Raw genomic sequence first — 25827 nt, 5'->3', positions numbered from 1 at the left:
GGATGCCGAAGATAGCGGTCCGGCTGCACGCCGTATTCGCTGCCGTCACGTTTACCCCGAACGGACGTACCGTCGCACGGTGTGAACCCCCTACTCTGGGGCGCCGCCGACCAAGATCACCTAGGCGCGGGGAAAGGTCCATGGGAACCCAGACGCCGGGGCGCGGCCTCGGCACCAGGCGGCTCGGCGCCGCCCAGATCGTCTTCTTCGTCGTCGCGGCGGCCGGTCCGCTGTACGCGATCGCCGGCGGCGTCTCGGCGACGTACGCGGTCACCGGCAGCGTCGGCGTCCCGCTGTCGTTCGTCCTCCTGGCGCCGGTGCTCGCGCTGTTCGGCGTCGGGTACGCCGCGATGAGCCGGTACGTCACGAACGCCGGCGCGTTCTACCCCTATGTGGCGCACGGGATCGGGCGCTCCGCGGGCACGGCCGTCGCCTACGTGACGGTGCTCGCCTACAGCTCCATCCAGACCGGCGTCTTCGGTCTGTTCGGGCTGTCCGTGTCCACCTGGCTGAACACGACGTTCGGGACGGACCTGCCGTGGTGGCCGATCGCGCTGCTGATGGTGCTCGTCGTCGGGGCCGGCGGCGTGCTCCGGATCGACCTCAACGCGAAGGTCCTCGGCGTCGCGCTCGGTCTCGAAGTCGTGGTGCTCGTCGTTTTGAACGTCGCCATGTTCAGCCACCCAGCGGGGAACGCGCTGACCCCGCTGGCGCCGTCGAGCCTGTTCACGGCGGGCGTCGGCGCCGTTTTCGCTTTCTCCATCGCGGTTTTCCTCGGTTTCGAAGGCGCCGCCACCTACGGCGAGGAGTGCCGCGACCCGCGCCGGACCGTCGGCCGCGCGACCTACGTCGCGATCGGGCTGACGGCCGTGCTGTACATCGCGTCCTCGCTCGGGCTGGCGGTCGCGACCGGTCCGGACCACATCGTCGAACGGGCCGCCGCCGAAGGACCGGGCCTGCTGTTCGGGCTCGGCGGGCAGTACCTGGGCACGGCCTTCGCCGACACCGCGTACGTGCTCTTCCTGACCAGCCAGTGCGCCGCGCTGCTGAGCTTCCACAACGCCGTCGCGCGGTACTTCTTCGCGCTGGGCCGGGAAGGGCTGCTGCCGGACGGCCTGAGCCGCACCAGCAAGCGCACCGGCGCGCCGATCGGCGGCTCGCTGGTCCAGACCACGATCGGCCTGGTCGTCGTCTCGGTGTTCGCGCTGGCCGGCCGCGACCCGTTCACCGACCTCTTCACGTGGACCGGCGTCACCGCGTCGACCGGCGTCACGATCATCATGGTCGCGGTTTCGCTGTCGGTCATCGGGTTCTTCCGCCGCCGGCCCGGCCGGGAGACGTGGTGGCGGCGCGCGGGCGCGCCCGCGCTCGCGGCGGTGACGCTGACCGCGGTCCTGGTGCTGATCGTCGCCAACTTCGACGTCCTGCTCGGCCCGGCGGGCTCGATCCCGTGGCTGCGCTGGGGCCTGCCGGGGCTGCTGGTGCTCGCCGGCCTGGCCGGGTTCCTGCGGGCCGAGGCGCTGCGCACCCGCCGTCCGGACGTCTACGCGGCGATCGGCGGCCCGCTGCGCGAAGACGAACTGGTGGAGACGCGGTGAGCGACGTCCGCGCGGCTTCACCGCGTGAGCTGGACGCGGTGCTCGCGATCCTGGTCGCCGCCTTCCAGGACGACCCGATGAGCCGCTGGGTGTTCCCCGGCGACGAGCGCCGCCGGACCGTCTCGCACCCGGCGTTCTTCCGCGAGCTCGTCCAGGCCGGGTTCGCCGTGGGCAGCGTCGACGTCACCGAAGACCACTCCGCGGCGGTGATCTGGCTGCCCGGCAGCGCGGGCGACGACGAGCCGGTGCCCGGGCTCGACCCGGCCGAGCAGCAGCGGCTGGACGTCCTGCTCGGCATGATGGCCAGGCTCGAGCCCGCCGAGCCGCACTGGCACGCGCAGTTCATCGGCGTCCGCCCCGGCCGGCAACGCCAGGGCATCGGCGCGCGGCTGCTGGGACACGGCCTCGCCCGCTACGACGCCGAGGGCGTGCCCACGTACCTGGAGGCCAGCTCCCCGGACAGCACGCGCCTCTACCGGCGGCTCGGGTTCCGCGACCACGGGCCCGCTTTCCGCCCGCCGGGCGGGCCGCCGATGCAGCCGATGTGGCGCGTCCCGGTTTGAGTTCGTTGTCGGTGGGCTGGGGTTGCGTCCGGCGGGGTGGGCCCGGTGTTGCGGCGAGAGCGGAGTGCTCGGGTTCCGCGATCGCGGGCCCGTGTTCCGGCCGCCGGGCGGGCCGCCGATGCAGCCGATGTGGCGCGTCCCGGCCTGGGCCCGTTACCGGCGGGTACAGTGCCCCCTCGAACGCGAGGAGGAAGCCGTGACCGAACGCTTCGGCAGCTACCAGAACGAGCTCTACCTGCAGGGACTCGGTGGGGTGCTGCCGCCGTGCTCGACCGACGCGACCAAGCTCGAGGAGTCGGCCCGCGAGGTCATGGCGCCCGGCCCGTTCTCCTACGTCGCCGGCTCGGCGGGCTCCGGCGCGACCGCCCGCGCGAACCGCGAGGCGTTCGACCGCTGGCGCGTCGTGCCGCGGATGCTGACCGGCGCGACCGACCGTGACCTCTCGACGACGGTGCTCGGCACCCGGCTGGCCGCGCCGGTGGCCGTCGCGCCCGTCGGCGTCCAGTCGATCGTCCACCCGGACGGCGAGTCCGCCACCGCCCGCGCGGCCGCCTCGGTGGGGCTGCCGTTCATCCTGTCCACGGCGTCGTCGACCGGCATCGAGGACGCCGCCGCGGCCAACGGTGACGGCCCGCGCTGGTTCCAGCTGTACTGGCCCGGCGACCCGGACGTCTGCGCGAGCCTGCTGGCCCGGGCCAAGGCGGCCGGCTACACGGCGCTGGTCGTCACGCTCGACACGTGGACGCTGGCCTGGCGACCGTCCGATCTGGACCAGTCGTACCTGCCGTTCCTGCAGGGGGAGGGCCTCGCGGTCCCGTTCACCGACCCGGTGTTCCTCTCCCGGCTGCAGAAGACGCCGGAGGAGGACCGCGGCACGGCGATCCTGACCTGGATCGGCATGATCACCGGCACCGACCGGACGTGGGACCAGCTGCCGTTCCTCCGCGAGCACTGGGACGGCCCGATCGTGCTCAAGGGCATCCAGCACGTCGCGGACGCGCGCCGCGCGGCGGAGGCCGGGATGGACGGGGTCATCGTCTCGAACCACGGCGGCCGCCAGGTCGACGGCGCGATCGGGGCGCTGGAAGCGCTGCCCGGGATCGTCGCGGCGGTGGGCGACCGCCTGGAGGTGCTGTTCGACTCGGGCGTGCGCACCGGCGCGGACGTGCTCAAGGCGATCGCGCTGGGCGCGCGGGCGGTGCTGGTGGGCCGCCCGTGGGTGTACGGCCTGGCGCACGCGGGCGAGGACGGCGTCCGGCACGTGCTGCGGAGCCTGCTGGCGGACTTCGACCTCACCATGGGACTTTCCGGCCACCGCACCCTCGCCGACCTGGGCCCGGACTCGCTCCAGCGGACGTGAGGTAACGAATCGGGAAAGCCGGGGACAGCCCGGGAACCGGCGGCTAATCTTCGAGTCCCATCGCGGGCCGTCGGGGCGGCCGGCTCCTGTTTCCCTTTTCCCGTTGGGGGTTTTCCATGTCTTCGATCATGATGCGCATCGGCATCCTGTTCGCCGTCCTCGGCTTCGGCTCGCTGGTCCTCGAGCAGTTCGACTACGAGTTCCGCCTGCTGTCCTGGGCCAGCGACATGCAGCCGACGTTCGGCATCGGGCTGGGCATCCTCGGCCTGGTGCTGATCGGCGGTTCGGTGGCGATCAGCCGCACGAAGTCCGCGCCGCAGCCGCAGCAGCAGTTCGCCCAGCAGCCGCCGGCGCCCGGCCAGCAGCAGCCGTACCAGGGTCAGCCGCAGCAGTTCCAGGGGCAGCCGCAGGCCCAGCAGCAGTACCCGAACCAGCAGGGCTGAGCGCAGGTCCCAAGCGCCCCAATGTGGCCTTCGGTGCGTGAGACGCACCGAAGGCCACATTGGGTGCGTTGAATCAGCACTGCGGCGCGAAGCGCCTCCGTTGAGGGTGGCGGCGGGGGCATGGGTGGAGCAACCAAGGCCGCCTTGGGGCGCTTGCCGGGTGGGCCCCGTCACGCGGCGGGGATATTGGGAGGCCCGCGTCGTCACGCACGGCTATCCTTGGACCGAGAATGTCCACGCCATCCCCCTTCGAAGCGCTGCGTGCGCGACTGCCCGAGCTGATGCCGCGCGACGAGCACCGGCTGCGCCGGCGGCTCGACGGTGCCCGCAAGGCTCGCGACCGCGATGCCGCCCTGGCGCGGATCGCCGCCGACGTCGACAAGGCGGAGCTGCGGATCCAGTCGCGCCGGGAGAGCGTCCCCAAGATCGAATACCCCGAAGAGCTGCCGGTCAGCAGGCTCAAGGACGAGATCGCGGCCGCCATCGGCAAGCACCAGGTCGTGATCGTCGCGGGGGAGACCGGCTCGGGCAAGACCACCCAGCTGCCCAAGATCTGCCTCGAGCTCGGCCGCGGAATCCGCGGCCAGATCGGGCACACCCAGCCGCGCCGGCTCGCCGCGCGCACGGTCGCCGACCGGATCGCGAGCGAGCTGAAGACCGAGCTCGGCGACGCCGTCGGGTACAAGGTGCGGTTCACCGACCAGTCCGGGCAGGACACGCTGGTCAAGCTGATGACCGACGGCATCCTGCTGGCCGAGATCCAGACCGACCGCTCGCTGCGCCAGTACGACACCCTCATCATCGACGAGGCCCACGAGCGCAGCCTCAACATCGACTTCATCCTCGGCTACCTCAAGCAGCTGCTGCCGCGCCGCCCCGACCTCAAGGTCATCATCACCTCGGCCACGATCGACCCCGAGCGGTTCTCGAAGCACTTCGACGACGCGCCGATCGTCGAGGTCTCGGGCCGGACGTACCCGGTCGAGACGCGCTACCGGCCGCTGGTCGACCCGGACGACCCCGACGGCGACGACGAGCGCGACCAGACCCAGGGCATCCTCGAGGCCGTCGAGGAGCTGTGCGCCGAAGGCCCCGGCGACATCCTCGTGTTCCTCTCCGGCGAACGCGAGATCCGCGACACCGCCGACGTGCTGAACCGGGCGAACCTGCGCAACACCGAGGTGCTGCCGCTGTACGCGCGGCTGTCGGCGGCCGAGCAGCACCGCATCTTCCAGTCCCACACCGGACGCCGGGTCGTGCTCGCGACGAACGTCGCCGAGACGTCGCTGACCGTGCCGGGCATCAAGTACGTCGTCGACCCGGGCACCGCGCGCATTTCGCGCTACAGCCACCGCACCAAGGTGCAGCGGCTGCCGATCGAGCCCGTGTCGCAGGCGTCGGCGAACCAGCGCAAGGGCCGCTGCGGCCGGACGTCCGACGGCATCTGCATCCGGCTCTACTCCGAAGAGGACTTCGACAGCCGGCCCGAGTTCACCGACCCGGAGATCCTGCGGACCAACCTCGCGTCGGTCATCCTGCAGATGACCTCGCTCGGCCTCGGCGACATCGCGGCGTTCCCGTTCGTCGAGCCGCCGGACCGCCGTCAGGTCACCGACGGCATCGGGCTGCTGCAGGAACTCGGCGCGTTTTCGAGCACCGGTTCCGACCGCACCCTCACCGACATCGGCCGCAAGCTCGCGCAGCTGCCCGTCGACCCGCGGATGGGCCGGATGGTGCTGGAGGCCGCGAAGAACGGCTGCGTCCGCGAGGTCATGATCATCGCGGCGGCACTGTCCATCCAGGACCCGCGCGAGCGGCCGGCGGAGAAGCAGCAGGCGGCCGACGCCCAGCACGCGCGGTTCGCCGACCCGACGTCGGACTTCCTCGCCTACCTCAACCTCTGGGAGTACGTCGCCGAGCAGCAGAAGGCGTTGTCCGGCAACCAGTTCCGGCGCATGTGCCGCACCGAGTACCTGAACTACCTGCGGCTGCGCGAATGGCAGGACATCTTCAGCCAGCTGCGCCAGCTGGCCAAGCCGCTCGGCATCTCGCTGAACACGAACACGACCCCGGTCGACCCGCAGCGCGTGCACACTTCGCTGATCGCCGGGCTCTTGTCGCACATCGGGCTCAAGGACCCGGCGAAGGGCGACTACCTGGGTGCGCGCGGCGCACGGTTCGGTGTCTTCCCGGGCTCGGCGCTGTTCAAGAAGCAGCCGCGCTGGGTGATGTCGGCCGAACTGGTCGAGACCTCCCGGCTCTGGGCGCGGGTCAACGCGCGCATCGAGCCCGAGTGGGTCGAACCGCTCGCGCAGCACGTCGTCAAGCGCAACTATTCCGAGCCGCACTGGGAACGCAAGCAGGGCGCGGTGATGGCGACCGAGCGGGTGACGCTCTACGGCGTACCGCTGATCGCCGACCGCCGCGTCAACTACGGCCGGATCGACCCGGAGCTGTCGCGGGCGCTGTTCATCCGGCACGCGCTCGTCGAGGGCGATTGGCAGACGCGCCACCACTTCTTCGCCGAAAACCGGGCGCTGCTGGAAGAAGTCGAGGACCTCGAGAACCGGGCGCGGCGGCGCGACATCCTCGTCGACGACCAGACGCTGTACGAGTTCTACGACGCCCGCGTCCCGGCCGACGTCGTTTCGGTGCGCCACTTCGACAGCTGGTGGAAGAAGGCGCGGCACGAGCAGCCGGACCTGCTGTCGTTCGAGAAGTCCATGCTCATCAACGAGACCGCGGGCGGCGTCCGCGAGGGCGACTACCCGGACTCGTGGACGCAGGGCACGCAGGTCTTCACGCTGACCTACCAGTTCGAGCCGGGCGCGGACGCCGACGGCGTCACCGTGCACGTCCCGCTGCCGGTGCTGAACCAGGTGACGCCGGACGGCTTCGACTGGCAGGTGCCGGGCCTGCGCGCGGAACTGGTGACGCAGCTGATCAAGTCGCTGCCGAAGGCGTTGCGGCGCAACTTCGTCCCGGCGCCGGACACGGCCCGGGAAGTCCTTTCGCGAGTGTCGCCTTCGGACGGTCCGCTGCTGGAGGTCGTCGGCCGCGAGCTGCGGGCGCTGCGCGGGATCACGGTTCCCTACGCGGACTGGGACCTTTCCGCGGTGCCGGAGCACCTGAAGATGACGTTCCGGGTCGTGGACGAGCGCGGCAAGCGCGTCGCCGAGGGCAAGGACATCGAGGAGCTGCAGCGCCGGCTGGCCCCGAAGGTCCGGGCCACGATCTCCAAGGCGGCCAACAGCCTCGAGCAGGCCGGGCTGACGAAACCGTCGTTCGGTTCGCTGCCGAAGGTGTTCGAATCGACGCAGCGCGGCCACGACGTCAAGGCGTACCCGGCGCTGGTGGACGAAGGCGCGTCGGTGGCCGTGCGGCTGCTGGACACGCCGGGCCAGCAGGAGCACGCGATGTGGGCGGGCACGCGGCGGATGCTGCGGCTGAACCTGAACTCGCCGATGAAGTTCATCACCCGGTCGCTGTCGAACTCCTCGAAGCTGGTGCTGAACCGGAATCCGCACGGCAGCGTGGCGGCGCTGCTCGAGGACTGCGTCGACTGCGCGGTGGACGCCCTGATGGCCGCGGGCGGCGGCCCGGTGTTCGACGAGACCGGCTTCAAGGTGCTGCTGGAACGCGTGCGGGCGGGCCTGCACCCGGAGGTGCTGGCGGTGCTGACGGACGTGGAGAAGATCCTCCGCGCGGCGAACGACGTCGAGGTGCAGTTGTCGTCCTCGCGCGGCCCGGCGGAGTCCCTGGCGGACATCCGGGCTCAGTTGTCTTCGCTGGTGTATCCGGGCTTCGTGACGGAGACGGGTGCTTCGCGACTGCGTCACGTGGTGCGGTACCTGCAGGGAATTTCGCGACGGCTGGAGAAGCTGACCCAGGAGCCGACGCGCGACCTCCAGCGGACGGCGGACATCGCGTGGATCACGCGCGAGTACTCGGACGCGCTGGCTTCGCTGCCGCCGGGAACGTCGTCACCGGCGTTGCGTGAGGTGCGGTGGATGATCGAGGAGCTGCGGGTTTCGTTCTTCGCGCAGACGCTCGGCACGGCGCATCCGGTGTCGCTGAAGCGGATCACGAAAGCGCTGGACGACGCCCTGGCGTGACGCCGGGAATGTCCGGCTTCCCACTTCCGTCGGTTGACCGCGCCTCTTCGCGGGTCAAGCCTGGGTCGGCTGGAGACCTTCCTGGGAAAGGACTTTCCGATGTCCTTGGGTGTTTCGTCCGCCAGGCGAAGAATCTTCGCCGTCTGCACCGCGCTTCTCCTACCGCTCGCCCTGACGCCCGTCGCGCACGCCGCGGGCTCGCCGCTGCCCGTGGATCCCGCGCACGGCAAGCACAAGATCGCGCGGCTGGCCGAACAGCCGCGGCACGACGTGCCCAACCCGCTGCTCAAGGAGCGGTTCGCCGAGGAGGAAGAGGAGGACGGCGACGACCCCGCGCTGTCCGCGCTCTGCCAGACCTACCTCGGGAAGCCGAACCCGTACCGGCCGCTCGCGCCGAACACCGACGTCATCGACGGCGACACGATCGTGCCCACCGGCAGCCAGACCGGCTGCAGCACCGCCCAGAACGAGACGACCATCGCCGTCAACCCGGAGAACCCGCGCAACATCGTCGCCGGGTCGAACGACTACCGCCTCTACAACACCCGCGAGGCCCGCAACGACTCCGGCGGCTTCGCCTACACCTCGTTCGACGGCGGCCGCACCTGGGCGAACGTCCAGCTGCCGCACCTGAACTTCCCGACCGGCGCCGCCGCGCCGCTGTCCTATATGGACGCCGCCGGTGATCCGGCGGTCGCGTTCGGTCCGCACAACACCGTCTACTACGCCACGCTCCTGTTCAGCCGGGCGGAGGTGCCCGAAGACCAGCAGCTCGCCAGCGGCATCGCCGTGTCGGTGTCCCACGACGGCGGCCGCAGCTTCGGGGACCCGGCGATCCTGCACCTCGACGGCGTCACGCCGGCCGGCACGCCGACCCCGACGAACATCTTCAACGACAAGGAGTGGATCGCCGCCGACCCCGTGTCCGGCGACGTCTACGTGACCTGGACGCAGTTCACCTACGGCGCAGACGGCGAGTTCACCGAGTCGCCGATCGTGCTGTCGAAGTCGGGCGACTTCGGGCGGACGTGGTCGCCGATGCGCCGGATTTCGCCGTCGCTGACCGGGTTCCACGGCGGGATCACGCCGTACGGCAGCGGCTCGAACCCGGTGGTCACCCGCGACGGCACGCTCCAGGTCGCGTACGAGACATCGGTGTGCGCGACGGCGGCGTGCGACCAGCCGGCCGACCACGACGCGGTGGTGGTGGCGACCTCACGCGACGGCGGCCGGACCTTCCGGCACACCGAGGTGGCGCTCGACTTCGACTTCCCGGTCGACGATGACGTCGCCAACAACGCGCTGACCGGCGAGAACTTCCGCGTCAACAGCTTCCCGCAGCTGACGTACGACCGCGTGACCGACCGGCTCTGGGTGACATGGGCCGACGACCGCAACGGAACGTACCGCGACGGCGAGTCGGTCAAGACGAACGGCGACGCGTTCCTGAGCGGTTCCGACGGCCGCCACGGCTGGTCGAAGCCGGCGAAGATCGGCACGGGCGCGGACGAGGTGTTCCCGGCGGTCGCGGCCCTGGCGGGGCGGGTAGCGGTGACGTTCTACACGCGCGCGTACGACCCGCGCGGCATCGGGCTGGACTACGCGTACGCGACGGGCTGGGGCGACCGCTTGTCCCCGCCGCGCAGGATCACCACGCAGACGGCGAACCCGCAGGTCCAGTTCGTCGGAACGGGAGCGGTGACGGGCAAGGAGCTGCAGGGGGTGTTCATCGGCGACTACACGGCCGCGGCGGTGGGCACGGACTTCCGGCTGCACCCGTCCTGGACCGACTTCCGCGGCAACCCGGGCCGGACGTTGCCCAACCAGGACGTCGGAACGCAGACGCTGCCGATGTTCCCGTAGGTGGCTGGGCCGTGCCGGTCTCCGACGGGACCGGCACGGCTCTCATTTGGCGATCAGCGTCACGGTCGCCGCGCACGCGGAGACCATTCCGGCGAAGGCGGAGAAAGTCGCGGCCTGGCCGCCGACACTGCCGAACACCCGGCGCCCCAGCTTGATCGAAGCGGCGGTGAAGTTACTTCGCGTCGGCATAGGTGTCGACCACCGCTACCTGCATCGGGAACCGCACCGGGCACGCCGGGCCGAAGAGCATTCTCGCCGCTTCCGTCACCGAGTCCGTGATCGCCGCCGACACCTCCTCGGCCAGGTCGGCCGGCGTGTGCACGATGACCTCGTCGTGCTGGAAGAACACCAAGTGCGCCGGCGCGGGCAAGCGGCGGCGCAACGTCGCCAGCATCACCGCCGTCATGTCCGCCGCGCTCGCCTGGACGACGAAGTTGCGTGTGAACCGCCCCCAGCCCCGTGACGCCCGGCGGGCCTTCAGCTCACCCGCCTCGTCCGACGCCAACCCGCCGGTCAATGCCCGCCAAGCCGCCGATGGTGCGGGTGACGTCCGGCCCAGCCGCGACCGGACCCGTTCGCCGCGTTCGCCCGCCTGGGCCGCACGCTCCACATAGGACACCGCGTCCGGGAACCGCTGGCGCAGCAACCCCAGCAACGGCCCCGCTTCGCCGGACGTCCCGCCGTACATCGCCGAGAGCATCGCGATCTTCGCCCGCGCCCGGTCGTCGCGGTCGTCGTCCGCGGCCGGGACCCAGCGGGCGCCCGAGAACAACGCCTCGCCCAAGCGCGCGTACAGGTCCGTCGCCGCCGCGACGTCGGCCAGCCGCCGGTCGCCCGACAGTGCCGTCAGCACCCTCGGCTCCAGCTGGGCCGCGTCCGCCACCACCAGCTTCCAGCCCGGGTCCGCGCGGACGCACGTGCGCAGCACCTTCGGGATCTGCAGCGCGCCGCCGCCGCGGCTCGCCCAGCGGCCGGACACCACGCCGCCGACTACGTAGTGCGGACGGAACCGGCCGTCGTGCACCCACTCGTCGAGCCACGCCCAGCCGTTCGCCGCGTACAGCCGGGACAGCTCCTTGTACTCCAGCAACGGCCCGACCGCGGGGTGGTCGATCCCGCGAAGCAGGTACTTCCGCGCCGCCGGCACCTCGATGCCCGCCCGGGCCAGCGCCCGGACCACGCTCGGCGGCGAGTCCGGGTTGACCGGCCGGCCGCCGAACGCCTCGCTGATCTTCGCCGCCAGCTCGACCAGCACCTTCGGCCGCTCGCCGGGGCGGACCCGCGGCCCCAGCCGGGACGTCAGCAGTTCCTCGTGCAGGTCGGCGCGCCACGGCAGGCCGTCGGCCGACATCTCCGCCGCGGCCAGCGCGCTCGCCGACTCCGCCGCGAGCAGCACCCGCAGCCGGTCCGGGTGCTCGGCCGCGGCCACCCGCCGCTCCTGTTCCGCGAGCACGCGCCGGACCGCCGTGACGACCGTCACTCCGTCGGGCAGAGTCGGCGCCCGGGTGTCGAACAACGTCGGCTGCGCCAGCTCCACATCTGCCGCGTCGGGCGGCGGTTCCTCGCCGTTCGCCCTGGCCCAGGCCGCGCGGAGGCTCCGCGACTGCCCGTCGGCGCCCTCGTACGCCAGCAGCAGCCCCTCGGCCAGCGCGAGGTCGTAACAGCGTTCGACCCGCAGCCCGGCCGCCACGAGCACCGGGTACACGCCCTCCACCGACGGGAACACCCAGCGCGGCCGCACCGACGCCTCGAGCTCCCGCGCCACCGCCGCGAAACCCGCCTCGTCCAGGCCGTTCTCCGTCGACGACGGCGACCGCACGGTGAAGCTCCCGTCCTCCTCCCGCCCGGCGATCACCTGCACGAAGACATCATGACGGCCACCACCGACAAAAACCGGGCCGTGCGCTCGCGGCGCGGTTGGTTTACTCTCCAGTAGCCCCCATACCGCCGGTACGCCCGCCGTCGGCATGGGCTCGTTCCCGCAGCAACGGAGGTGCCTGGATGAGCCTGGTCGAGCTCGCCACGCAGGTGGCGGACAAGGTGGCCGAGACGGCCCGCAGCGTCGACGTGATGCGGCGGGCGGGACTCGTACCCTTCCCGCGGCTCGACGAGGGGGTCCGGTCGCTGGTCGCGCTCCGCAAGTTCGGGCCGTTCGCCGGCGCGAACCACATCTCCGCGCGCCGCGACCCGACCGCCGTCGGCATCGTCGACGAGCTCGGCCCGCTGACCTACAAGCAGCTCGACGACCAGTCGAACGCGCTGGCCAGGGCCTGGTCCGAGCGCGGGATCCAGCCGGGCCAGGTCGTCGCCGCGCTCTGCCGCGACCACCGCGGCCTGGTGCTCACGATGGCCGCGTCGGGCAAGCTCGGCGTCCGCCTGCTGCTGATGAACACCGGGTTCGCCAAACCGCAGCTGGCCGACGTCGCCAAGCGCGAAGGCGTCACCGCGCTGGTGTACGACCAGGAGTTCACGAACCTGCTCGACGCGATCCCCGACGGCGTCGACCGCTACCTGGCCTGGGTCGACCCGGACAGCGACCTCGCCGACCGGGACACGCCGGTGCTGTCGGAGATCATCGCCAGCACCGACGACCGGCCGTGGCCCGCGCCGGCCAAGCCGGGCGGGTTCGTGCTGCTCACCAGCGGCACCACCGGCACGCCGAAGGGCGCGCCGCGGCCGCACACCTCGGCGCTGGCGTCGGCGCAGTTCCTCGACCGGATCCCGCTGCGGTCCAACGAGGCCACCTACATGGGCGCGCCCTTGTTCCACGGCACCGGCCTGTCGCAGTTCATCCTCTCCTTCGCGCTCGGTTCGAAGGTCGTCATGCGGCGCAAGTTCACGCCGGAAGAGGCGCTGCGCGGCGTCGCCGAGCACAAGTGCACCGCGCTCGTACTGGTGCCGACCATGCTGCAGCGCATCGTCGACCTGCCGAAGGACGTCCGCGAGAAGTACGACACGTCGTCGCTGCGGATCATCTTCGTCGCGGGCTCCGCGCTGTCGCCGGACCTCGGCAACCGCGCGAACGAGGCGTTCGGCCCGGTCGTGCACAACCTGTACGGCTCGACCGAGGTCGCGGTGGCGACGGTCGCGACGCCGGAGGACTGGGCGAAGGCGCCGGGCACGGTCGGCCGCGCACCGGTCGGCTGCAAGGTGGCGCTCTACGACGAAAAGGGCGTCAAGATCACCGAGCCGAACGTCACCGGCCGGGTGTTCGTGGGCAGCGGCCTCAGCTTCGGCGGCTACACCGACGGCCGCCACAAGGAGATCATCGACGGCCTGCTCTCCAGCGGCGACGTCGGCCACTTCGACGACGACGGCCTCCTCTTCATCGACGGCCGCGACGACGAGATGATCGTCTCCGGCGGCGAGAACGTGTTCCCGATCGAGGTGGAGAACCTCCTGGTCGAGCGCGAGGACGTCCTGGAAGCGGCGGTGATCGGCGTCGAGGACCCGGAGTTCGGCCAGCGGCTCAAGGCGTTCGTGGTGCGCACGGAAGACTCGAAGCTCGACGTCGACGGCGTCCGCGAGTACGTCAAGGCGAACCTGGCGCGGTACAAGGTGCCCCGTGACGTCGAGTTCCTGGACGAGCTGCCCCGCAACGCGACCGGGAAGGTCCTGCGCAACAAGCTGTCATGACCCGCGCTGGACGTTGACGATCAGCCAGCGTCCGTCCCGGCACGCGGCGACGACGGTGCAGGCGGCACCGTCGCGCCGCCCGGTCGCGACACCGACGGCGGCGGTCACCGCCAGCCGGGTCCACCGGAAGGCCGCCGCCGGCGCCCGGCCGGGCCAGTGGTCGCGGTCGAGCACCAGCCCGTCGGGGCCGTCACCGCGGAAGTCGGCGGCCAGCAACGACGCAGCGCCGTCGCCGCGGGTTTCGGCGTCGCGCCAGCGGGCCAGCAGCTCTTCGAACGTGTTCACGGGTCCGAAGGTCGCAGCCGGCGGGGTCGCGGACATCTGCCACCTGGCCGAGATTCGCTGGCAGACTGGCCGGGCGATGAGCGAGACGAACCTGGTGCCCGCGGGCACGGTCACGATCCTGTGCGCCGGCGACGAACCGCCGGCTGTTTTCGCGACGCCCGAAGAGGCGCTCGCGACCTTGACCGGCGGACCTGCCGCGCTCCACACCGGCGACGTGCTGCTCCGCGACGACGGCACCCCCACCGGTCCCGCCGTCCGGCGCTGCCGGCTGCTGCGCGAGCTGGCCGACGGCCGCACGCTCGTCTCCGCGCGCGCCGCCGCCGGACTGCCGGGCGAGCCACTGCACGACCTCGGCGTCCACCGGCTGCCCGATCTGACCGGGCCCGAGCGGATCTTCCAGCTCGGCGGCAGCCCCGGCCCGCTGCGCTCGCTCGACACGACTCCGAACAACCTCCCGGTGCAGCTGACCGGCTTCGTCGGCCGCGGAACCGAAGCCGCCGAGCTCGAGCGGCGGCTTGCCGGGGGACAGCTCGTCACGCTGGCCGGGACCGGTGGCAGCGGCAAGACCCGGCTGGCGGCGCAGGTCGCCGCCGCCGGTGCCGGGCGCTGGCCCGACGGGGTGTGGTGGGTCGAACTCGACACCGAGCCCGCCGAAGTCGCCGAGCTGGTCGCCGCGACACTCGGGGTGCCCGTCGAGCCGCACGTCGGCGCCGTCCGATCGGTGGTGACCCACCTGCGCGGCCGGCGCGTCCTGCTCTGCCTCGACAACTGCGAGCACGTCCTCGACGGCGTCGCGGACCTCGCCGTCGAACTGCTCCGGTCCTGCCCCGAGGTCGCGCTGCTGGCGACCAGCCGCGAACCCGTCGGCGTGCCGGGGGAGACGGTGTGGCGGGTGCCGCCGCTGGCCGTCGAGGAGGCCGTCGCGTTGTTCGTCGAACGGGCGGGCGCGGTCCGGCCGCTGTTCACTCTGGACACCTCCAGCGCGGCCGCCGTCCGGTCGGTGTGCACCCGGCTCGACGGCATCCCGCTGGCCGTCGAGCTCGCCGCCGCGTGGCTCGGAACCCTTACCCCGAACCAGATCGACGCCGGCCTCGACGACCGCTTCGCGCTCCTCACCCGCGGCCCGCGCGGAGTGCCGGCGCGGCAGCAGACGCTGGAAGCGTCGATCGCGTGGAGCCACGACCAGCTCGACGACGAGGACCGCGCGGTGTTCCGCCGGCTCGCCGTCTTCGCCGGCGGGTTCACCCTCGACGCGGTGGACGGCCCGGCCGTGCTCGGCTGGCTCGTCGACAAGTCCTTGGTACTGGCCGAAAACGGCCGCTACCGGATGCTGGAGACCATTCGCGAGTACGCGGCGGCCCGGCTGGCCGAGGCGGGGGAGACGGACGCCGTCCGCGACCGTCACCTCGACCACTTCCTCGCGCTCGCCGAAGCCGCCGAACCCGACCTCGACCGCGACAAGGACGCCTGGCGCGCCCGGATGGAACCCGAGCGCGACAACCTGCGGGCGGCCCTGGAATGGGGGCTGGCCCAGGAAGATCCCACGCGCGGACGCCGGCTCGCCGCCGCCGTCGCGTGGCTGTGGAACCTGCGCGGCCGCGGCCACGAGGGGCTGGCTCACCTGAAGCGCGCGGTCGCCCGGTGCCCGGACGAGCGGTCGACGTTGCAGGCCCGGCTGCTCACCGGGATGGGCCTGGTCGCGGACACGACGGCGCCGTTCGACCTCGAAGCCGCGCGGCTGGGCCTGGAGATCGCCACCGAACTCGGCGAAGCGAGCCTGCGCGCGCGGTGCCTGACGCTGACCGCGCTCGGCCACCTGTACACGGACTTCGACGCCGCTTGGGACGTCGCCCTCGAAGCCGAGAAGGCCGCGGGAACCGACGGTTTCGCCCGTGACAGCGCGTTGATGCTGCGCGGGATCATCCTCCACGCGCGGGACCGCCACGACGAAGCCGGGCCGTTGCTCGCCGAGGCGGCCGAAGGACTGCTTCGCCGGGGCGACCGCGGCCTCGCGTCGACGGTCCTCAGTGCCCAGTCGGCGAGCGCGCTCGCGTCGGCGGACCTGCCGCGGGCAAGGGAGCTCGCTGAGCACGCCGTCGAGGTCGCCGCGCCGCTCGGGGACTTCCACCGCGTCAACACGACGCTGTGCCGGCTGGCGCTGGTGCACTCCCTGGCCGGCGAGGTCGACGCGGGGTTCCGCGTGATGGAGCCGTTCCTGCGGCTCGTCGAGACCGCGGGTGACGTCTTCGTGCCCGGCATGGCGGGGGTGATGGGCGAGCTGCACCGGCGTCGCGGCTCGTTCGAAGAAGCTGAGCGGTGGTTCGCCCGTGAGGCCATTCCCGGGACGTACATGGCTTCGCAGGGCCTCGCCGAACGCGGGGCCGTGCTGCGCGCGCTGGGCCGGACCGAGGAAGCCGCGACCGTGCTCGCCACCGCCGTCGAGCTGACCCGGCGCTGGGGCCTGCGGTCGGCGCTGGCCGACGCGCTGGACCAGCAGGGGTACCTGGCCGAGCCGGAGCAGGCCGCCGAGCTGCACCACGAGGCCCTGTCCGTGCGCCTCGACCACGGCCTCCGCCTGGGTGTTCTCGACAGCTTGGACGCGCTGACGGCGCTCTTCGCCCGGACCGGCCGCGAGGCCGACGCGGCGCGGGTGTTCGTCTCGTGTTCTCGCGCTCGTGCGGAACTGGGCTTCCCGCGGCGGCCGGAGCAGGCCGACCTCGGGTTCACGACCGAGGACGAGCCGATGAGCCTCGACGACGTGGTGGCGTTCGTCCGCCGGACCCGTGGCGCGCGCGGCCGCCCGTCGAGCGGCTGGGGCAGCCTGACGCCGACCGAGCTGGAGGTCGTCAAGCTCGCGGCCGAGGGGTGCACGAACCCGGAGATCGGCGCGAAGCTGTTCATGAGCCGCGGCACGGTGAAGACCCACCTCGCGCACGTGTACGCCAAGCTGGGCATCGCGAACCGCACGGAGCTGGCGACGGCGGCGGCCGCGCACCTGGCGTCTTAGTCCCAGTCGATGCCGAAGACGCCCGGGCCGAAGTCCAACGCGACCGCGTGCACGCCGTCGCCGCCGTCTAGCTTGAGGGGGCGGCGGGTGTTCGTCGTGCCGTTGCGGGCGTACTGCCAGCAGCGCTCCGGGGCCGTGCCCATGGCGAACCGGACCTCCAGCAGGTACTCGCGCACCGGGCGGCGGAACTCGCGGTAGTACGTGTTGCGGCACTCCGGGTACGGCGGCCCGCCGTTGGTCAGCGTGTACTCGATCAGGTGCGTCTCGCCGCGGTCGATCGGCCGGTCGAAGACCAGTTCGGCGACGATCAGCCCGTGCGTGACGTCGACCTCGGCGCGCCCGATCCGGCAGTTGCGCACCGCGTGCAGGTCCGGCGGGCCCGCCGCCGGGTCGTCCTGGGTGTACACCAGCAGCCAGCGGTCCTGGCCGTCCGCGCCCGCCTGGAACACCGCCCGCGCGGTGACCGCGCGCTGCCCGCCGTCCGCGGCGATCTCGCACAGGTCGTGCAGCCCCACCAGCTTCAGCGGGTGCTGGCGCTCCAGCGCGTCCGGCGCGCCGACCTTGTCCAGCAGCGGCTGCAGGACCTCGCGCGGGAACGTCAGGGGCTCGCCGCCCGCGTGGCGCTTTCCCGCGCCGCCGCGGGGGCGGGGCGGGGGCAGCAGCCCGAGCAGGGAGCCGGCGGGGATGTCGAGGATTTCTTCCAGCGTGCGGACGGCCGAGAGCGAGCTCTGCCGCTCGGGCTGGCGCTTGCCGGACTGCCAATAGCTGAGGGCGGTGACGCTGACGACGACGCCGCGGGCGCGCAGCCGCGCCTGGATCCGGTCGAGCGAGAGCCCGCTCGTCGCGATGGCCGCGCGCAGGTGGGAGGCGAACGCGGTGCGCTCACCCTGCTGACCGCCCGCCGTGCTGCCCGCCATGGCCGACCCGCCCCGTAACGTCCCCCGACGATCCCCGACACGGTGCACGTTAGCAGTGTCCGCCAGCCCCGTGGCCGAGGCGGCCGGTGGCCGGGAGCCGCGCCGCCGCTCGGGCGAACGGGCTAGTACTGGCAACTGTGAACCATTGCCCCGGCCTGGGCGGACGCGCTTGTATGACTTGCCCGCGCCGGTGGCCCCGCCTCCCCCTCACGGCCCATCCGGGTGCGGGCCGCAGCCGTGGACGAACGGCTCCGGCTCACCCGGCCGCGTTGTGCGACCGGCCGGGGTGGCCGCGCGATGACCGGTGGCCCGGCGACGCCCCCAGCGCCGGGCCACCGGTCTTATTACTTCCGGGTAGCATCCCGGGCATGACGGTCCGGCAAAACATCCTGATCACCGGCGCCAGCAGCGGGTTGGGCGAGGGCATGGCCCGCCAGTTCGCGGCGAAGGGGCGCAACCTGGCGTTGTGCGCGCGCCGCACCGACCGCCTGGAAACGCTCTCCCGGGAGCTGACCGCGGCGCACCCCGGGATCAAGGTCGTCACGCGCAAGCTGGACGTCACCGACCACGACAGCGTCTTCACGGTCTTCGAGGAGTTCCGCGCCGAGCTGGGGTCGCTCGACCGGGTGATCGTGAACGCCGGGCTCGGCAAGGGCCAGCCGGTCGGCAAGGGCCGGTTCGACGCCAACCGGCAGACCCTCGAGGTCAACTTCGTCGCGGCCGCCGCCCAGATCGAGGCCGCCGTCGGGATCTTCCGCGAGCAGGGCGCCGGGCACCTCGCCGTCGTCTCGTCGTTCAGCGCGATCCGCGGCCTGCCCGGCAACCTCACCGCCTACGCCGCTTCGAAGGCCGGGATCTCGGCGTTCGTCGACGGCACCCGCCTGGAGCTCAAGCGCAAGGGCATCGCCGTCACCGACGTCCGGCCCGGCTACATCGAGTCGGAGATGAACGACCGGATCGGCCGGAACCCGCTGCTGGCCAAGGCCGAGAGCGGCGCCCGCGCGCTGGTCAAGGCGATCGAGGCCGAACCGCGCCGCGCCTACGTCCCGGCGTGGCCGTGGGTGCCGCTGAGCGTCGCCATGCGCGTCGTGCCGGCGTCGATCCTGCGGAAGTTCGCATGACCACCGTCGAGGTCCGCGAGGAGGACGCCTTCGACGCCGCCGCGGTGCACGCCTGGCTGGCCACACGCGTCGAAGGCCTCGGCGCCGAGCCGCCGCGGGTCCGGCAGTTCCCCGGTGGCGCGTCGAACCTGACGTACCTGCTGACCTACCCGGACCGCGAGCTGATCCTGCGCCGCCCGCCGGCCGGGCACAAGGCGGCGTCGGCGCACGACATGCGGCGCGAGTACCGCGTGCAGCACGCGCTGAAGCCGGTGTTCCCGTACGTGCCGCGGATGCTGGCGTTCGGCGACGACGAGAGCGTGCTCGGCGGCGACTTCTACGTCATGGAGAAGCTCGACGGCCTGATCCTGCGGGGCGACCTGCCCGAGGGCATGACGCTGACCCCGGACCAGGCGCGCGGGCTGTCCGGCAAGGTCGTCGACCGGCTGGTCGACCTGCATGCCGTCGACGTCGAGGCGGCCGGGCTGGCCGACCTCGGCAAGGGCGCCGGGTACGTCGAGCGGCAGATCCGCGGCTGGTCGGACCGGTACGTCGCGGCGCGCACGGACAACGTCGGCGACTTCGCCGAGGTCCGCGCGTGGCTGGCCGCGAACCAGCCCGGCGAGGTGAAGATCTGCCTGATCCACAACGACTACCGGCTCGACAACCTCGTGCTGGACGGGCCGTCGACGCTGAACATCACCGGCGTGCTCGACTGGGAGATGGCCACCCTCGGCGACCCGCTGATGGAGCTGGGCAGCATGCTCGCCTACTGGGTCCAGGCCGATGACGACGACGTCATGAAGGCCGGCCGCCGCCAGCCGACGCACCTGCCGGGGATGTTCACCCGCGAGGAGTTCGTCGCGCGGTACGCGGAGAAGACCGGGCTGGCGATCGGGGACTGGCGGTTCTACGAGGTCTACGGCCTGTTCCGGCTCGCGGCGGTGCTGCAGCAGCTGTACCGCCGCTACCGCGACGGCGCCACCCGGAACCCGGCGTTCAAGGACTTCTGGCAGTTCGTCGGGTACCTCGACTGGCGGTGCCGGGAAATCATCGCGAAGGGAAGTGCCTGAGTGGGCGCGATCTACCTGGTCCGGCACGGACAAGCGTCCTTCGGCGCGTCCGACTACGACGCGCTCTCGCCGCGCGGCTTCGAACAGTCCACTGTGGTCGGTGCGGAACTGCTGCGGCGCAACGTCTCCTTCAGCCAGATCCGTTCGGGGACGCTGGCGCGGCAGCGGGACACCGCGGCGACGGCGCTGAAGGTGCTCGGGACCGACGTCCCGGTCGTCGAGGACCCGCGCTGGAACGAGTACGACCACGTCGACATCGCGCTGCACCACGCCGGGGGTGCCCCGCAAGAGGATTCCCGGTCGTACCAAGGAGTCCTGGACGCGGCGCTGACGGCGTGGACGTCGGCGGGCGCGGACGGGCCGTGCGCCGAGACGTGGCCGGCGTTCCTCGCCCGCTGCCGGTCCGCCCTGGAGGATTTGGTGGCGTCGCTCGGGAAGGGCGAGCACGCGGTCGTGTTCACCTCCGGCGGCGTGATCGCCACGATCTGCGGGCTGCTGATGGGCACCCCGGAGGCCGGGCTGCTGAAGCTCAACCGCGTCACGGTCAACGGCGGCATCACGAAGCTGGTGTCCGGCCGCGGCGGCGTGACCATGTTGTCGTTCAACGAGCACCCGCACTTCGAGGCCGACGCGGCTTCGCTGCTCACCTACCGGTAGGAGGCACCCGATGCGGTTCGGCGAGGTCACGGTCATCCCGGTCAACGGGCACGGCCCGGAGGACGTCGTGGTCGACGGCGAGGGCCGGATCTACACGGGCGTCGACGACGGCCGGATCCTGCGCGTGTCGCCCGACGGGCGGCACATCGACGTCATCGCCGACACGGGCGGCCGCCCGCTGGGGCTGGAGCTGTACGGCGAGGACGAGCTGCTGGTCTGCGACGCGCGGGCCGGGCTGCTGGTGGTCCCGCTCGCCGGCGGCACCCCTGCGGTCCTGGCGACTTCGGCGCTGGGGCTGGACTTCGTGTTCTGCAACAACGCGGCGGTGGCGTCGGACGGGACGGTGTACTTCACGGACTCGTCGCGCCGGTTCGGCATCGACAACTGGCGCGACGACCTGATCGAGCAGACCGGCGGCGGCCGGTTGCTTCGCCGCACCCCGGACGGCGCCATCGACCTGCTCGTGGACGGCCTGCAGTTCGCCAACGGCGTGGCGCTGGCCCCGGACGAGTCGTTCGTGGCGGTGGCGGAGACGGGCGCGTTCAGCGTGTCCCGCGTCCGGCTTCCGGACGGTCAGGTGGACCCGCTGGTCGAGAACCTGTGGGGTTTCCCGGACAACATCGCGACTGGCTCGGACGGCCTGATCTGGATCACGCAGGCGTCCCCGCGCGTGGCGGCGCTGGACGTGGTCCGCCGCCTGCCGGCCTTCGCGCGGGCGGGCGTTCGTCGGCTGCCGACGTCGTTGCAGCCTCGGCCGGGCCGCGAGGTGGGCGTCCTGGGCGTGGCGGCCGACGGCAAGGTGGTGCGGGAGCTCCGCGGGGAGATCGACGGGTTCCACATGCTCGTCGGGGTGCGGGAGTGGCAGGGGAAGCTGTACTTCGGCTCGCTGGAGGAGAACGCGATCGCGGTCACCAGCGGCTGACCCGGCACTTGGCGACGTGGTGCCTCGAGGCGTCGGGGTTTGGGGCGCTGCCGTCGCGGGCAACCTTCCGGAGCCGGAGCGAACTGGGTGGGCTACCGGAAGGCAGGTGACGATCCGTGGCGGGGAGCCGGCTCGGCCGGAACGCCGTGGAGCGGTTGCGCGCGGGTGGCGTGATCAAGCACGACGACAAAGGCGAGGAAGAGTTCGACGACTGGGCGGCCGAGCACCGGGTGTGGGCCGTACTGCTCGCCGCGGTGCTGTTCGGCTTGACCGCGTGGTGGATGGCGGTGAAGTACGACGGGGCCGCCCCCGGCGAAATCGCCCGCTACTCGTTGATCCTGGTTCCGTTCGGGATCGGTTACACCCTGGTCAAGCTGGCCCGCATCAAACGCGCGAAGGCCCGGCGGGCCGAGGACGGCACACGCTCCTGAGCGGGTCAGCGGCCGGTCCAGCGGGGTTCGCGCCCGGCGGTCCACGCCGCGTAGAACTCCTTGTGGTCCTTCGCCGTCATCAGCAGCGCCTGGGTCATCGCCTCCAGTTCGATCGCGCTGCCCAGATCCATGTCCAGCTCGCGGGTCAGCAGCACCTTCGTCGTCGAGTAGGCCAGGGCCGGGCCGTCCGCCAAGCGGCGGGCCAGCGCCGACGCGACCGACGGCAGCTCGGCGTCGGGAACGACTTGGGAAGCCAAGCCGATTTCGGAAGCCCGCGCGGCGGTGATCTTGTCGCCCAGCATCAACAGTTCCGTGGCGCGTCCCAACCCCACCAGCCGCGGCAAGAGATACGCCGAGCCCATGTCCGCCCCCGCCAAGCCCACCTTCGTGAACAGGAACGCGAACTTCGCCGACTCCGCCAGCAACCGGAAGTCGCTCGCCAGCGCGATCACCGAACCCGCGCCCGCCGCCACGCCGTTGACCGCCGCGATCACCGGCAGCGGGCACTCGCGCAGCGCCTTCACCACCGCGCCCGTCATGCGCGTGAACTCCAGCAGCCGCGCCGTCTCGAACTTCTGCAGCTCGCCGATGATCTCCTCGACGTCGCCGCCGGAGCAGAACCCGCGGCCCTGCCCGGTGATCACCAGCACCCGGACGTCCTCGTGCTGCGGCAGCTCCAGCACCAGGTCGCGCAGGTCGGCGTAGACGTCGAACGTCAGCGCGTTCAGCTTGTCCGGCCGGGTGAACGTCACGGTCGCCACGCCGTCGTCCACAGTGAACTCGAAGTGCTCCCACTCCTTCGTCAGCGGTGCGGTAGCGCGGAACGGGCTCATGACTGGATTCCTCCGCCGTCGAGTACGAGGGTCTGGCCGTTGATCGCGGCGGCTTCCGGGGCCGCCAGGAAGGAGACGGCGAACGCCACCTCCGCGGGTTCCAGCAGCCGGCCGAGCGGGGACGCCGCCGCCAAAGCCGACTCGGCATCATCGACGGAACGTCCGGTGCGCTCCTGAATCCGCGCCACCGAACCAGCCGTCATGTCGGTACGCACGAACGCCGGGCACACCGCGTTCGCCGTGACGCCGGTGCCGGCCAGCTCCGCCGCCACCGCCCGCATCAGCCCGACCGCCGCGTGCTTCGACGCCGTGTACCCGGCCGTGTAGCGGTAGCCGACGTGCGACGCCGTCGACGCCACCGTGACGATCCGGCCGCGGTCCCGCGAGCGCATCCCCGGCAGAACCGCCCGCGTGCACAGGAAAGCACCGGTCGCGTTGACGTCGATCTGGGACCGCCAGTCGGCGAGCGAAGTCTTCGAAAGCGGTGCGCTGGAAGAGATTCCGGCGTTGTTCACCAGCACGTCCACCGGTCCCGCCGCAGCGAAGTAGGCCGCGACGGCGTCCTCGTCGGTGACGTCGCACTCGGCGCGGCCGGGCGCGAGCACCTTGTCGCCCGCCTCGGCGAACCGGGCCGCGATCGCCGCGCCGATCCCGCGGGTGCCGCCGGTGACGACGACCAGCCGGCTCACGGCCGGCCCGCCAGCGCGCGCCGGTCGAGCTTTCCGTTGGCGGTACGGGGAAGTTCCGTCATGAACACCACTTCGCGGGGGTACTTGTGCTTGGCCAGGTGGGCTTTCGCGTGGTCCTTCAGCTCGTCCGCGGTCACCGGGGCGCGCACCACGACGTACGCGCGCGGCACGACGAGGCCGTCGACCTCCTGGCCGACCACCGCGCAGTCCACGACCGCGGGGTGCCCGAGCAGGCAGTCCTCGATCTCGCCGGGCGCCACGAACACGCCGCCGACCTTGAGCAGCGCGTCGGCGCGCCCGTGGTGGCGGAAGAACCCGTCGGATCGGCTGAACAGGTCGCTCGACGTCAGCGTGTCGCCGTCGAACGTCTTCGCGGACTTCTCCGCGTCGCCGTGGTACTCCAGCGCGATCGTCGGCCCGGTGACCCGCAACGGCCCGATTTCGCCGTCCGGCAACGGGTTCCCGGCCTCGTCGACGACCTCGGCGGTGTAGCCGGGCACGGGCGTGCCGAGCGTCCCGATCCGCGCCGCACCCGGCCGGTTCGACAGGTAGATGTGGTACGCCTCCGACGAGCCGATCCCGTCCACCACCGGCACCCCGAAGGCCGCGTCCCACCTGCGGTGCAGCTCCGACGGCAGTGCCTCGCCGGCGGACGTCGTCATCCGCAGGCAGCTCAGGTCCTGCTCGGCCGCGGCCGGGTGCGCGACCATCGCGCTCATCATGGTCGGCACGTTGACCAGCACCGTCGGCCGGTAGCGGGCGATCAGCCCGAACATCAGGTCCGCCGTGCTGCGCTCGGGGAACGCGATCCCCGCGGCGCCGACGCCGAACGGGAACAGCGCCACCAGATCGCGCGCGTACCCGAAGAACAACTTGGGCACGGCGAGAACACGGTCGTCCTCCCGCAGCCCCAGCACCTGGACGGCGTACCGCTCGAAGCTCTCGATCGGGCTGCGCAGGGGGTGCACGCACGCCTTGGGCGCGCCGGTGCTGCCGGTGGTGAACTTCCAGATCCCGACGTCGTCCACAGTGGTCGGAGCGGCTTCGAGGGTGTCCGGCGCGGCGTCCACAAGGGATCGGAACGGACGTTCGCCCGGCCGCAGCTCGCTTTCGGGTACGCCGGTAACCAGCAGCCCGGTAGCGCCCGCCGTGCGCAGCGCGGGCAGTGTGACGGCGTCCGCGATCACCGCGACGGCCTCGGTGTAGCCGAGGTAGTACTCGTAGTCCTTCGGCTGCAGGAACGGGTAGACCTCGGCGGTGACCGCGCCGATCTTCTGCGCGCCGTACCAGGCCGCGACGAACTCGTCGCCGTCGCTCAACGCCAGGAGCACGCGCTGTCCTCTTCGGACACCGGCGTCCAGGAGCACGTTGCCGACGCGGTTGGCCAGCCGCGCCAGTTCGGCGTACGTCACCGACCGGTCCCCGACGAACAGCGCGACTCGTGAGCCGCGGCCGGAAGCCACGTGCCGGTCGAGGAAGTGCGTGGCGAGGTTGAACGGCTCACTCACGGGCCAGCTCCCGGATCGCTTCCACCAGCAGGTCGGTCAACGTCGAGAACGTCTCTTCGCCCTCGGAAGCGGTCGCCTCGGCGGGCGCCCCGCAGTACGCGTCGGACATGCCCATCGCGAGGAAGCCGCCGTCCTCAGGAGCGGAAGCCAGACTGACCGGCACGTGCGGCAAAGTCCGCATCAACGGCTGGTCGACCAACTCGGGCCGGTCGGCGAGCACGAGCGACGTCTCGTAGCGCCCCGCGTGGCACTCGCCGGACTTGAACTCGTCGGTCAGCCGTTCCGCGTGCCGCCGCCGGACCAGGTCGAGCAGCGCGACGCGGCCGTCGTAGGCGAAGTTGAGCGTCTCGGCCGCGCGCCGCAGCGTGACCAGGTGCGCGGGCTCGAAGTGGTTGTTGACCAGCAGGATCCGCCGGAGCCGCTGGCCGATCAGCGCGGACCCGATGTCGACGAGCAGCGAGTGCAGCGTCTCCTCGCCGATGTGGACGCCGCCGGCGAACCCGGCCGCGAACCGCGTCACGCCGTAGGGCACCTCGGGCAGCACCAGGACGTGGACGTCCTCGTCGGCGGCCAGCCGGTCGGCCGCGCGCTCGCACATCCCGCGCGAGATCAGCGGGTCGGTGCCCAGTGGCGCGTGCGGCCCGTGCGGCTCGATCGCGCCCAGCGGGAGCAGCAGCACCGGCACGCGGTCGCTGCGACTTCCGGGGCTTCGCCCCGAGCCGGGGGCTCCGCCACCCGGACCCCCCGAAGAGCTGTCGGCCACCAGCGAAGCGACCTGCCGCGAGCTGAGGTCCGCGAAGTACGTCACGCAAATCAAGCTACACCGC

The 25827-nt window shown here is 72.0% G+C and carries 21 protein-coding genes; 13 read left to right on the top strand and 8 right to left on the bottom strand.

What is annotated here, in order from left to right; all coding sequences use genetic code 11:
* Window positions 1–140: 140 nt before the first annotated feature.
* The 6 genes from ABFJ78_RS23540 to ABFJ78_RS23515 all read left to right on the top strand — a co-directional run bounded on the left by ABFJ78_RS23540 (window position 141) and on the right by ABFJ78_RS23515 (window position 9942).
* Entirely contained in the window at window positions 141–1598 is a 1458-nt protein-coding gene (locus tag ABFJ78_RS23540; protein WP_436388511.1) for an APC family permease, read from the top strand.
* Window positions 1595–2161, top strand: a complete 567-nt coding sequence (locus tag ABFJ78_RS23535; protein ID WP_436388510.1) for a GNAT family N-acetyltransferase — start codon at window positions 1595–1597, stop codon at window positions 2159–2161. Before ABFJ78_RS23540 ends, ABFJ78_RS23535 begins: the two co-directional genes overlap by 4 nt.
* Window positions 2162–2357: 196 nt before the next feature.
* The gene (locus ABFJ78_RS23530) at window positions 2358–3521 is read left to right on the top strand and encodes a lactate 2-monooxygenase (RefSeq protein WP_436388509.1); all 1164 of its coding nucleotides are present in this window, start codon (window positions 2358–2360) and stop codon (window positions 3519–3521) included.
* 116 nt (window positions 3522–3637) lie between these two features.
* Window positions 3638–3964, top strand: a complete 327-nt coding sequence (locus ABFJ78_RS23525; protein WP_436388508.1) for a hypothetical protein — start codon at window positions 3638–3640, stop codon at window positions 3962–3964.
* 230 nt (window positions 3965–4194) lie between these two features.
* Window positions 4195–8079 (top strand): ATP-dependent RNA helicase HrpA, encoded by a 3885-nt coding sequence (gene hrpA / locus ABFJ78_RS23520; RefSeq protein WP_436388507.1) that lies wholly within the window; start codon window positions 4195–4197, stop codon window positions 8077–8079.
* Window positions 8080–8178: 99 nt separating this feature from the next.
* Window positions 8179–9942 (top strand): sialidase family protein, encoded by a 1764-nt coding sequence (locus ABFJ78_RS23515; RefSeq protein ID WP_436388506.1) that lies wholly within the window; start codon window positions 8179–8181, stop codon window positions 9940–9942.
* A gap of 42 nt (window positions 9943–9984) precedes the next feature.
* Here the strand turns inward: ABFJ78_RS23515 and ABFJ78_RS23510 are convergent, their stop codons facing one another.
* Together ABFJ78_RS23510 and ABFJ78_RS23505 are read right to left on the bottom strand one after the other, a co-directional pair.
* The gene (locus ABFJ78_RS23510) at window positions 9985–10131 is read right to left on the bottom strand and encodes a hypothetical protein (protein ID WP_436388505.1); all 147 of its coding nucleotides are present in this window, start codon (window positions 10129–10131) and stop codon (window positions 9985–9987) included.
* Window positions 10115–11803 carry a bifunctional 3'-5' exonuclease/DNA polymerase gene (locus ABFJ78_RS23505; RefSeq protein ID WP_436388504.1) on the bottom strand — a complete coding sequence of 563 codons (1689 nt, stop codon included), beginning with the start codon at window positions 11801–11803 and terminating at the stop codon, window positions 10115–10117. Before ABFJ78_RS23505 ends, ABFJ78_RS23510 begins: the two co-directional genes overlap by 17 nt.
* Window positions 11804–11943: 140 nt before the next feature.
* Between ABFJ78_RS23505 and ABFJ78_RS23500 the strand changes: the two genes are divergently transcribed.
* A complete protein-coding gene (locus ABFJ78_RS23500) occupies window positions 11944–13578 on the top strand; it encodes an acyl-CoA synthetase (RefSeq protein ID WP_436388503.1) in 1635 nt (544 codons plus the stop codon).
* Here the strand turns inward: ABFJ78_RS23500 and ABFJ78_RS23495 are convergent.
* Window positions 13573–13863, bottom strand: coding sequence for a nuclear transport factor 2 family protein (locus tag ABFJ78_RS23495; RefSeq protein WP_436388502.1), 291 nt, complete (start codon window positions 13861–13863; stop codon window positions 13573–13575). The genes ABFJ78_RS23500 and ABFJ78_RS23495 overlap by 6 nt on opposite strands.
* A 76-nt stretch (window positions 13864–13939) precedes the next feature.
* On the opposite strand from ABFJ78_RS23495, the gene ABFJ78_RS23490 reads away from it, so the two are divergent.
* Window positions 13940–16870 carry a helix-turn-helix transcriptional regulator gene (locus tag ABFJ78_RS23490; protein WP_436388501.1) on the top strand — a complete coding sequence of 977 codons (2931 nt, stop codon included), beginning with the start codon at window positions 13940–13942 and terminating at the stop codon, window positions 16868–16870.
* Here the strand turns inward: ABFJ78_RS23490 and ABFJ78_RS23485 are convergent.
* Complete coding sequence (locus ABFJ78_RS23485) at window positions 16867–17787, bottom strand: hypothetical protein (protein ID WP_436388500.1); 921 nt, start codon at window positions 17785–17787, stop codon at window positions 16867–16869. The genes ABFJ78_RS23490 and ABFJ78_RS23485 overlap by 4 nt on opposite strands.
* A gap of 368 nt (window positions 17788–18155) precedes the next feature.
* On the opposite strand from ABFJ78_RS23485, the gene ABFJ78_RS23480 reads away from it, so the two are divergent.
* The 5 genes from ABFJ78_RS23480 (at window position 18156) to ABFJ78_RS23460 (ending at window position 21970) form a co-directional block, all read left to right on the top strand.
* The gene (locus ABFJ78_RS23480) at window positions 18156–18908 is read left to right on the top strand and encodes an SDR family oxidoreductase (protein ID WP_436388499.1); all 753 of its coding nucleotides are present in this window, start codon (window positions 18156–18158) and stop codon (window positions 18906–18908) included.
* Window positions 18905–19960: a phosphotransferase family protein gene (locus tag ABFJ78_RS23475; protein WP_436388498.1), complete on the top strand. Its 1056-nt coding sequence runs from the start codon at window positions 18905–18907 to the stop codon at window positions 19958–19960. The genes ABFJ78_RS23480 and ABFJ78_RS23475 overlap by 4 nt, the downstream gene beginning before the upstream one ends.
* Complete coding sequence (locus ABFJ78_RS23470; RefSeq protein WP_436388497.1) at window positions 19961–20617, top strand: histidine phosphatase family protein; 657 nt, start codon at window positions 19961–19963, stop codon at window positions 20615–20617. It begins immediately after the preceding gene.
* Between the two features lie 10 nt (window positions 20618–20627).
* Window positions 20628–21539 carry an SMP-30/gluconolactonase/LRE family protein gene (locus ABFJ78_RS23465; RefSeq protein WP_436388496.1) on the top strand — a complete coding sequence of 304 codons (912 nt, stop codon included), beginning with the start codon at window positions 20628–20630 and terminating at the stop codon, window positions 21537–21539.
* 116 nt (window positions 21540–21655) lie between these two features.
* Entirely contained in the window at window positions 21656–21970 is a 315-nt protein-coding gene (locus ABFJ78_RS23460; protein WP_436388495.1) for a hypothetical protein, read from the top strand.
* A gap of 5 nt (window positions 21971–21975) precedes the next feature.
* On the opposite strand, the gene ABFJ78_RS23455 is transcribed toward ABFJ78_RS23460, so the two are convergent.
* The 4 genes from ABFJ78_RS23455 to ABFJ78_RS23440 are packed head-to-tail and all read right to left on the bottom strand — an operon-like array spanning window position 21976 to window position 25808.
* A complete protein-coding gene (locus tag ABFJ78_RS23455) occupies window positions 21976–22803 on the bottom strand; it encodes an enoyl-CoA hydratase family protein (RefSeq protein ID WP_436388494.1) in 828 nt (275 codons plus the stop codon).
* Window positions 22800–23492 carry an SDR family NAD(P)-dependent oxidoreductase gene (locus ABFJ78_RS23450; RefSeq protein WP_436388493.1) on the bottom strand — a complete coding sequence of 231 codons (693 nt, stop codon included), beginning with the start codon at window positions 23490–23492 and terminating at the stop codon, window positions 22800–22802. The genes ABFJ78_RS23455 and ABFJ78_RS23450 overlap by 4 nt, the downstream gene beginning before the upstream one ends.
* A complete protein-coding gene (locus ABFJ78_RS23445) occupies window positions 23489–25000 on the bottom strand; it encodes a benzoate-CoA ligase family protein (protein WP_436388492.1) in 1512 nt (503 codons plus the stop codon). The genes ABFJ78_RS23450 and ABFJ78_RS23445 overlap by 4 nt, the downstream gene beginning before the upstream one ends.
* Window positions 24993–25808 carry a creatininase family protein gene (locus ABFJ78_RS23440; protein WP_436388491.1) on the bottom strand — a complete coding sequence of 272 codons (816 nt, stop codon included), beginning with the start codon at window positions 25806–25808 and terminating at the stop codon, window positions 24993–24995. Before ABFJ78_RS23440 ends, ABFJ78_RS23445 begins: the two co-directional genes overlap by 8 nt.
* Between the last annotated feature and the right edge of the window lie 19 nt (window positions 25809–25827).

It is taken from the genome of Amycolatopsis sp. MEPSY49, assembly GCF_051337345.1.
In the GTDB taxonomy this organism is placed as follows: domain Bacteria; phylum Actinomycetota; class Actinomycetes; order Mycobacteriales; family Pseudonocardiaceae; genus Amycolatopsis.
The sequence above is the reverse complement of the archived record's forward strand: the minus strand, read 5'-3'. Positions and strand labels throughout refer to the sequence as shown.